Origin of the sequence: Geminicoccus flavidas (genome assembly GCF_009806515.1) — a bacterium.
Lineage (GTDB): Bacteria > Pseudomonadota > Alphaproteobacteria > Geminicoccales > Geminicoccaceae > Geminicoccus > Geminicoccus flavidus.
The window spans coordinates 1-7,312 of sequence record NZ_WUJP01000300.1 but is presented as its reverse complement, the minus strand read 5'-3'; the positions used below and the strand labels follow the sequence as shown (position 1 = coordinate 7,312).

General features: G+C 70.0%; 8 protein-coding genes. 7 read left to right on the top strand and 1 reads right to left on the bottom strand.

Annotation, left to right across the window (positions count from 1 at the left end; all coding sequences use genetic code 11):
* Together EQG76_RS08295 and EQG76_RS32735 are read left to right on the top strand one after the other, a co-directional pair.
* Nucleotides 1–386: EamA family transporter (locus tag EQG76_RS08295; protein WP_159712339.1), on the top strand; the 386-nt coding region annotated here is incomplete at its 5' end.
* 113 nt (nt 387–499) lie between these two features.
* The gene (locus EQG76_RS32735; protein ID WP_255476492.1) at nt 500–628 is read left to right on the top strand and encodes a hypothetical protein; all 129 of its coding nucleotides are present in this window, start codon (nt 500–502) and stop codon (nt 626–628) included.
* A gap of 625 nt (nt 629–1,253) precedes the next feature.
* On the opposite strand, the gene EQG76_RS08290 is transcribed toward EQG76_RS32735, so the two are convergent.
* Nucleotides 1,254–2,654, bottom strand: coding sequence for an L-serine ammonia-lyase (locus EQG76_RS08290; RefSeq protein WP_159712337.1), 1,401 nt, complete (start codon nt 2,652–2,654; stop codon nt 1,254–1,256).
* A gap of 195 nt (nt 2,655–2,849) precedes the next feature.
* Here EQG76_RS08290 and EQG76_RS08285 point away from each other — a divergent pair, with 195 nt between their 5' ends.
* From EQG76_RS08285 to EQG76_RS08265, 5 genes are all read left to right on the top strand, one after another.
* On the top strand, nt 2,850–3,200 hold the full coding sequence (locus EQG76_RS08285; RefSeq protein ID WP_159712335.1) for a hypothetical protein: 351 nt from the start codon (nt 2,850–2,852) through the stop codon (nt 3,198–3,200).
* 7 nt (nt 3,201–3,207) lie between these two features.
* Nucleotides 3,208–4,383 carry a selenocysteine synthase gene (locus EQG76_RS08280; RefSeq protein ID WP_159712333.1) on the top strand — a complete coding sequence of 392 codons (1,176 nt, stop codon included), beginning with the start codon at nt 3,208–3,210 and terminating at the stop codon, nt 4,381–4,383.
* Entirely contained in the window at nt 4,380–4,787 is a 408-nt protein-coding gene (locus EQG76_RS08275; protein WP_159712332.1) for an SRPBCC family protein, read from the top strand. The genes EQG76_RS08280 and EQG76_RS08275 overlap by 4 nt, the downstream gene beginning before the upstream one ends.
* Before the next feature lie 130 nt (nt 4,788–4,917).
* Nucleotides 4,918–6,402: a glycosyltransferase family 39 protein gene (locus EQG76_RS08270; protein WP_159712330.1), complete on the top strand. Its 1,485-nt coding sequence runs from the start codon at nt 4,918–4,920 to the stop codon at nt 6,400–6,402.
* The coding region (locus EQG76_RS08265; protein ID WP_200840656.1) for a glycosyltransferase family 2 protein at nt 6,399–7,312 on the top strand (914 nt) is incomplete at its 3' end. The genes EQG76_RS08270 and EQG76_RS08265, both read left to right, overlap by 4 nt.

Genomic DNA, 7,312 nt, shown 5'->3' with positions numbered 1-7,312 from the left:
TGAGCCCCATGGCCGGTGCCGCCGGCCAGCTCACCGCCTCCAGTCTGCTCCTCGTCCCGGTCACCCTGCTGGCCGACCGGCCCTGGCTGCTGCCCATGCCAAGCGCAGCCGCGCTGTGGGCCCTGCTCGGCCTCGCGACCCTGTCGACCGCACTGGCCTATGTCCTCTACTTCCGGCTGCTGGCCACAGCCGGCGCCACCAACCTCCTGCTGGTCACCCTGCTGGTCCCGCCCGGCGCCATCCTCCTGGGCAGCCTGTTCCTCCACGAGCCCCTGCAGTCGCGCCAGCTGGGCGGCATGGCCCTGATCGCGCTCGGCCTGGGCGTGATCGATGGGCGGCTGCTGCGGATGGCCCGGAGGCATGTGAGGCGGCCCGGAGTTGGCTAGACTTGCGCTCCAGCCTTTGCATGGTCGCAGCAACTACCCGATCGAGCGCGTCAGTCAGGAGCCGGTGACGCCTGGTCCAGACCTGTCCCCGCCTCCCGCCTGCTCGACGGAGCGTGTCGCTCGTCATCCCGATCATACCGGGCGGTAACCCAGATGAAGCCCTGGACGTCGATCTGGTCGGCCGGGCGCAGCTGGTCGATCTCGCGCCGGGTCGCGGCAGCGAGTTCCAGCAAACGTCATAGACCTTGAACTCGCGCTCGCTCGCATAGGTCGTCGCGAAGGGATGGCCCGCCCATCTGGCGAAGTTGCGCGTGCTTTCCGGCTTCAGGAGCATGTGGATGTCCGGCCGCCACAGGAACGGGAGCACGGTCGCCGCAGTCCAGCCAGTTGCGCCGGCATGGTCGAGAAGGGCGGTCATGCTGTTGAAGGCCTGTCGATCACCGTCGGCAAAATGTGCGGCAGCCTGCATGAAGCACATGGCACTGGAACCGCCCAGCAGGTCCTTGAGGCGCATCATCTGGATCGGATGAAGATGGCCGGTCCGCGCGACGATACGAGCGGTCCTTGTCCCCAGGTCGGCTCCCCCGCCGGTCATGACCGCCGGCAGCAGCGCCGCCATCTCACGATGCGCCCGCTCCTTGCCCCGCCGCTCGTGCGCCCATTAGCTGGGAGAGCGAAAGCTCCCGGGATAGATTTTGAGGAATCGCGCCACCGCTCCTTCGAAACCGTTGCAGCGGGGCACGTTCCGGCCCGAACCAGCGCGTCCTGTCATGCAGATTCCCTGTCCTCTATCCATCCGGACCAGAGACCATCGGCGAACGGACGCTTCCGGAGGCAGAACAGCCAAATGCCGCACGCCGGTGCGGCTCAGCAGTCCACCACGCTGACCGGCACCTCGACCACGTTCACGGCAAGCCCGCCGCGGGCGGTTTCCTTGTACTTGGTCTTCATGTCGGCACCGGTCTCGCGCATGGTGCGGATCACCTTGTCCAGGCTGACGAAGTGCTCGCCATCGCCGCGCAGCGCCATGCGGGCGGCGTTGATCGCCTTCACCGAGGCCATGGCGTTGCGCTCGATGCAGGGGATCTGGACCAGGCCGCCGATGGGGTCGCAGGTGAGGCCCAGATTATGCTCCATCGCGATCTCGGCGGCGTTCTCGACTTGGCGCGGGCAGCCGCCCATGACCTCGGCGAGACCCGCCGCGGCCATCGAGCAGGCGGAGCCGACCTCGCCCTGGCAGCCGACCTCGGCACCCGAGATCGACGCGTTCTCCTTGAACAGGATGCCGATGGCGCCGGCGGTCAGCAGGAAGCGGCAGATGCCGTCCTCGCTGCAGCCGGGCACGAAGCGGGCGTAGTAGTGCAGCACGGCCGGGATGATGCCAGCGGCACCGTTGGTGGGGGCAGTGACGACCCGGCCGCCCGCGGCGTTCTCCTCGTTCACCGCGAGCGCGTAGAGGTTCACCCAGTCGATGATGGTGAGCGGGTCGGTGAGCGAGCGCTCGGGCTCGGCCAGGAGCTTCTCGTAGAGAGTGCGAGCGCGCCGGCGCACCTTGAGCCCGCCCGGCAGCACGCCCTCGCGGCGGCAGCCGTTCTGCACGCAGGCCTGCATCACCGCCCAGATCTCCAGGAGGCGGCGGCGGATCTCGGCCTCGTCATGCCAGGCTCGCTCGTTGGCCAGCATCACGTCGCTGATCCGCATGTCCGTGTCACGGCAGATCGCCAGCAGCTGGTCGCCGGTGGTGAACGGGTGAGGCAAGCGTGTGCTGTCGGGCTTGATCCGGTCGGCCCCGGCCTCGGCCTCGTCCACCACGAAGCCGCCGCCCACCGAGTAATAGACCGCGGCGTGCAGCTCCTGGCCGGTCTCGTCCAGGGCGGCAAAGCGCATTCCGTTCGGGTGGAAGGGCAGGCTGCGCTTGCGGTGCAGGACGAGATGGGTGCCTTCAACGAACGGGACTTCGTGCCGTCCCAGCAGGGCCAGGCACTTGTTCGTCCGGATTGTTGCCACCCGCTCGCTGATGCGCAGCACGTCGACGCTCTCGGGCGCCTCGCCCTCCAGGCCCAGCATCACTGCGCGGTTCGATCCGTGGCCGACGCCGGTGGCACCCAGCGAGCCGAACAGCTCCGCTTTAACTGCCGCCGTCCGCTCCAGGAGGCCGGCCTCGGCCAAGGCTAGGGCGAAGCTGCGGGCGGCGCGCATCGGCCCCACCGTGTGCGACGAGGACGGGCCGATCCCGATCTTGAAGAGGTCGAAGACACTGATCGACATCAGTCTGAGGTGCACCACTGCCAGGACATGAGCCCATGCTGGCACGGCCGGCACCGCCCGGCTTTCGCGCAGGCAGCCGATCCCCTCCGCATCACGACACCCTGCATGTCTTGCCCCTGCAACCTGGCCGGCCTAGCTGTGCAGCCGTTCCATGGCATCGATGCCGCCACCTTCAGCCCAGCGGAACCGTAGCGCATGCACAGGCTCGTCCTAGCCCTGCCCTTCCTCGTCCTGGCGGCAGCCCCTGCCGGTGCCGAGCCGGCGGACAACGAGGCGATCCGCCAGGCGCTGAGCGGCAATACGGTCGAGGGGGAGATGGCCCTCACCGGGCCCTATGTCGAGTATTACGACGCGGACGGCAGCATCCGCAGCCGCGACTACGAGGGCAGCTGGCGGGTACGCGACGACCGGATGTGCTTCCGCTACGGCGAGGAGCCGGCCACCTGCTACGAGGTCGACATCGACGGAGAGTCGGTGACCTGGCTCAAGGACGGCCAGGAGAACGGCAAGGGCACGATCGTGCCCGGCAACCCGAACGGGTTCTGAAGCGGCAATGACCGCCTATGCCAGGCTGGGTATTCGCCCGATCATCAATGCCAAGGGGCCGGCGACCCGCCTCTCGGGCGGGCCGATCGCACCGCCCGTGCTGGCGGCGATGGCCGAGGCCGCGGCCTCCTGTGTCGACATGGCCGAGCTGCAGGCAGCGGCGTCCAGGCGGATCGCTTCGGTAACCGGTGCGGAGGCAGGCCTGGTCACGAGCGGTGCCGCGGCCGGCCTGCTGCTCGCCACCGCTGCCGCCGTGACCGGGCTGGAGCCCGGCCGGATGGCCCGGCTGCCGCACACGCGCGGCATGAAGAACCAGGTGCTAGTCGCGCGCTCCCAGCGCAATTTCTACGACCATGCGGTGCGCACCGTAGGCGTGCGGCTGGTCGAGGTCGGGCTGCCCGACCGATACGCCGGGGCCGGGGTGCGCGACGCGGAGGCCTGGGAGTTCGAGGACGCGCTGGGCCCCGACACCGCGGCGATCCTCCATGTCGCGGGGCCGGATGCCCAGCCGGAGCTGCCGAAACTGGTGGCGGTGGCGCGCGCCGCCGGCATCCCGGTGATCGTCGATGCCGCGGCGCAGCTGCCGCCGGCCGCCAACCTGCGCCGCTTCATCGACGAGGGCGCGGACCTGGTGGCGTTTTCGGGCGGCAAGGCCCTGGGCGGGCCGCAGGCATCGGGCATCCTGGCCGGGCGGCGCGACCTGATCATGGCGGCTGCCCTGCAGATGCTGGACCTGGATGTCTGGCTGGAGCAGTTCCGGCCGGATCCGGACTTCATCGACCTGAGGCGGCTCAAGGGGCTGCCGCCGCATGGGATCGGCCGGCCGTGCAAGGTCGGCAAGGAGCAGATCGTCGGCCTGTTGACCGCGCTCGACCTGTTCCTGGCCGAGGGCGACGAGGCGCGCGCGGTACGCTGGACGGGCCTGCTCGAGGAGCTACAGGGCCGGATCGGCGGCATTTCGGGCGTGACCACCGGCCTGGTGCCGGGCAGCGTGCCGCTCCTGCGGCTGGACCTGACCGAGCGGGAGGCGTGGCCGGTGGTGATGGCGCTGGAAGCCGGCAGCCCGTCGGTCCGGCTGGACGCCGAGCGGCACCGCAGCGGCTGCCTGTTCATCAACCCGATCTGCCTGCAGCGCGCCGAGCTGGCGCCGCTGGCGGATCGCCTGCGCGAGGTGCTGGCATGACGGTCTTCCCTGCCCGGACGGTTAGCGTGGCGATCGACCGCCCCTGGGACGAGGTGAACGCCTACCTGTCCGTACCGGAGAATTTCCCGGCATGGGCGTCCGGGCTTGGCCGCAACTTCCGCGCGGACGGCGATGGCTATCTGGCCGACGGGCCGGATGGCAGCTGGCATGTGCGGTTCACCCCGCCCAACCCGTTCGGCGTGCTGGATCATGACGTGACCGCACCGGACGGCACCCGCACCCATAACGCGATGCGCGTGATCCCGAACGGGGATGGCTGCCTAGTGATGTTCACCCTCTTGCGCGCGGACGGGATGACGGAGGAGAAATTCGCCGCCGATGCGGCGTGGGTGCAGCGCGACCTGGAAGCGCTCAAGGCCCTGCTCGAAACGGCGACCGCCTGAACCCAGCGCCGACGGACGATCCCATGAGCATGGCTGCCCCGCCGACCGGCGATGTTCCGGCCGGTCCCGCCGCGACACCGAAGGTTGCCCTGTGCAGCATGCGCTGACCCGTTCTCCGCCCAGCGGATCGATGGCAGCACGGCTGGCCGAGCCCCGCATGGTGCTGGGCATCCTCGCCCTCTGGCTCCTGCTCCATGCGGTGCTGCGCCTCTTGAGCGGCCCGACGCTCGGCATGGACGACGCGGAGCAGGCACTCTCGGCGCAGGCCTGGTCCTGGGGCTACCGGACCGAGCAGCCGCCTCTGTTCACTTGGCTCCTGCTCCTGCTGGAGCCGGTGCTGGGGGTCGGCCACGTGCCGATCACCGTGCTGCGCTACCTGTTCCTGGGCAGCTGCTGCCTCGCCTACTGGCAGGCGGCGCGGCTGTGGCTGGGCGACGACGAGCGGGCGGCGGTGGCGGTCCTGGCCCTGCCGGCCATGTACACGTTCGGCTGGTACGCCCAGGTCGACCTGACCCATTCGACGGTGCTGGCGACCGCGGTCGCGATCCTGCTCTGGCTGGCGGCCCGGCTGGCCCGGCGCCAGAGCTACCTGGACTATCTCCTGCTGGGCGTGACGCTGGGCCTGGGCGTGCTCGGCAAGTGGAACTTCGCGCTCGCCGGCCTGGCCCTGGTGCTGACCGGCCTGGTCCTGCCCGAACTGCGCCGCGTCGTGCTCCACCCGGGCACGCTGCTGGCAGCGACCGTAGCCCTGCTGATCGTGCTGCCGAACGCGTGGTGGCTGCTCGGGCACAAGTCGGTAGGCGATGCCGGGACGGCGGTGCTGGTGCGCGGTACTAGGAGCCAGCTCGCCAGCCTGGGCGACCTCGCGGTGGCGGCCCTGGCCTTCGCCCAGCCCTGGCTGGTCCTGGCCGCCATCCTGTTCCTGCCCTCGCTGCGCCGCTGCCGCCAAGAGCAGGTCGCCTGGCCGGCGGTGCGGGTGCTCGGCACCTATGTGGCGACGGCACTGCTGCTCCATGCCCTGCTGGTCCTTCCCTTCGGCGGGGTGAACTACAGCGAGCGCTGGATGATCGGCCCGCTCCTGCCCCTGCCGATCCTGTTCGCCGCCTTCCTCGCCCCGCAGCACCTGCCGATCGGCCGCTGGCTCGTGGCGCTGGCCGTGCTGGTGACGATCACGCTCGGCCTGCGCATCGCCATCCCACTGGCCGGCGGTGATGCCTGCCTCGGCAAGTGCCGGACCCTCTACCCGTTCGACGCCATCGCTGGCGGGCTCCGCCAAGCGGGCTTCCAGGACGGGACGGTGGTGGTCGGCGGCCTCCATCTGGGCGGCAACTTGCGCGTGCGCATGCCGGATTCGCGCCTGGTCGAAACCAGCGCACCGCCCGGCGTGTTCGGCCCGCCCACCGGCAACGGCCAGTGCCTGCTCGCCTGGATCTCGCTCGAGCCGGGCACGCCGCCTCCGCCGGAACTGCTGGAGGGGGCCCAGGCCAAGCTCGGCATCGATCCTGAGCTGCCGGCACGGCGGGGCACGGTGACGGCTGCCTTCCCGGGTGCGGTCGAGCGGCGGCTGTCGGTGGGCTATCTGTTGTTCGAGCAGCCGAACGGGGAATGCCGATGAACGCGCCCTTGCGCAGCCATGCCGCGCCGGCTGCCGCGGCACTGGACATGGCGGTGGTGATTCCCATCAAGGACGAGGCCGGGACGCTGGACGAGCTGACCCGCCGGATCCTGGCGGTCTGCGCCGAGCACGGCCTGCCGCTGCGCGAGGTGATTCTGGTCGATGACGGCTCGACCGATGGTTCCTGGGCCGAGATCGAGCGCTTGGCCGAGGAGCGGCCGAGACTGCGCGGCCTGCGCCTGCGGCGCAATTTCGGCAAGGCCACGGCGCTCGATCTGGGCATCCGCGAGAGCCGGGCGGCGATCGTGGTCACCATGGACGCCGATCTGCAGGACGATCCGGCCGAGCTGCCGCGTTTCATGGCCGAGATCGCCACCGGCCTGGACGTCGTTTCCGGTTGGAAGCAGGTCCGCCACGACCCGGCGCACAAGACCCTGCCGAGCCGGCTGTTCAACCTCGTCACCGCCAAGGTGTCGGGCGTGCCGCTGCACGACTTCAACTGTGGCTTCAAGGCCTACCGGCGCGAGGTGTTCGACGACATCCGCCTCTATGGCGAGCTGCACCGCTTCGTGCCGCTGCTGGCCCACGGGCTGGGATTCGAGGTCGGCGAGCTGGTGGTGACCCACCATCCACGCCGGCATGGCAAGTCCAAATACGGGCTGCAGCGCCTCCTGCGTGGGGCGGTGGACCTGCTGACCGTGCTGACCATCACCCGCTACGACCAGCGGCCGGGCCACCTGTTCGGTGGGGCAGGCGTCGCGATCGGAGCGGTAGGTGCCCTGATCCTCTTCTACCTGTTCTGTCTGAAAGTGTTCGCCGGCGAGCTGATCGGCCACCGGCCGCTGCTCCAATTGGGCATCCTCCTGGTGATCGTAGGCGTGCAGACCGTGCTGTTCGGCATGCTGGCCGA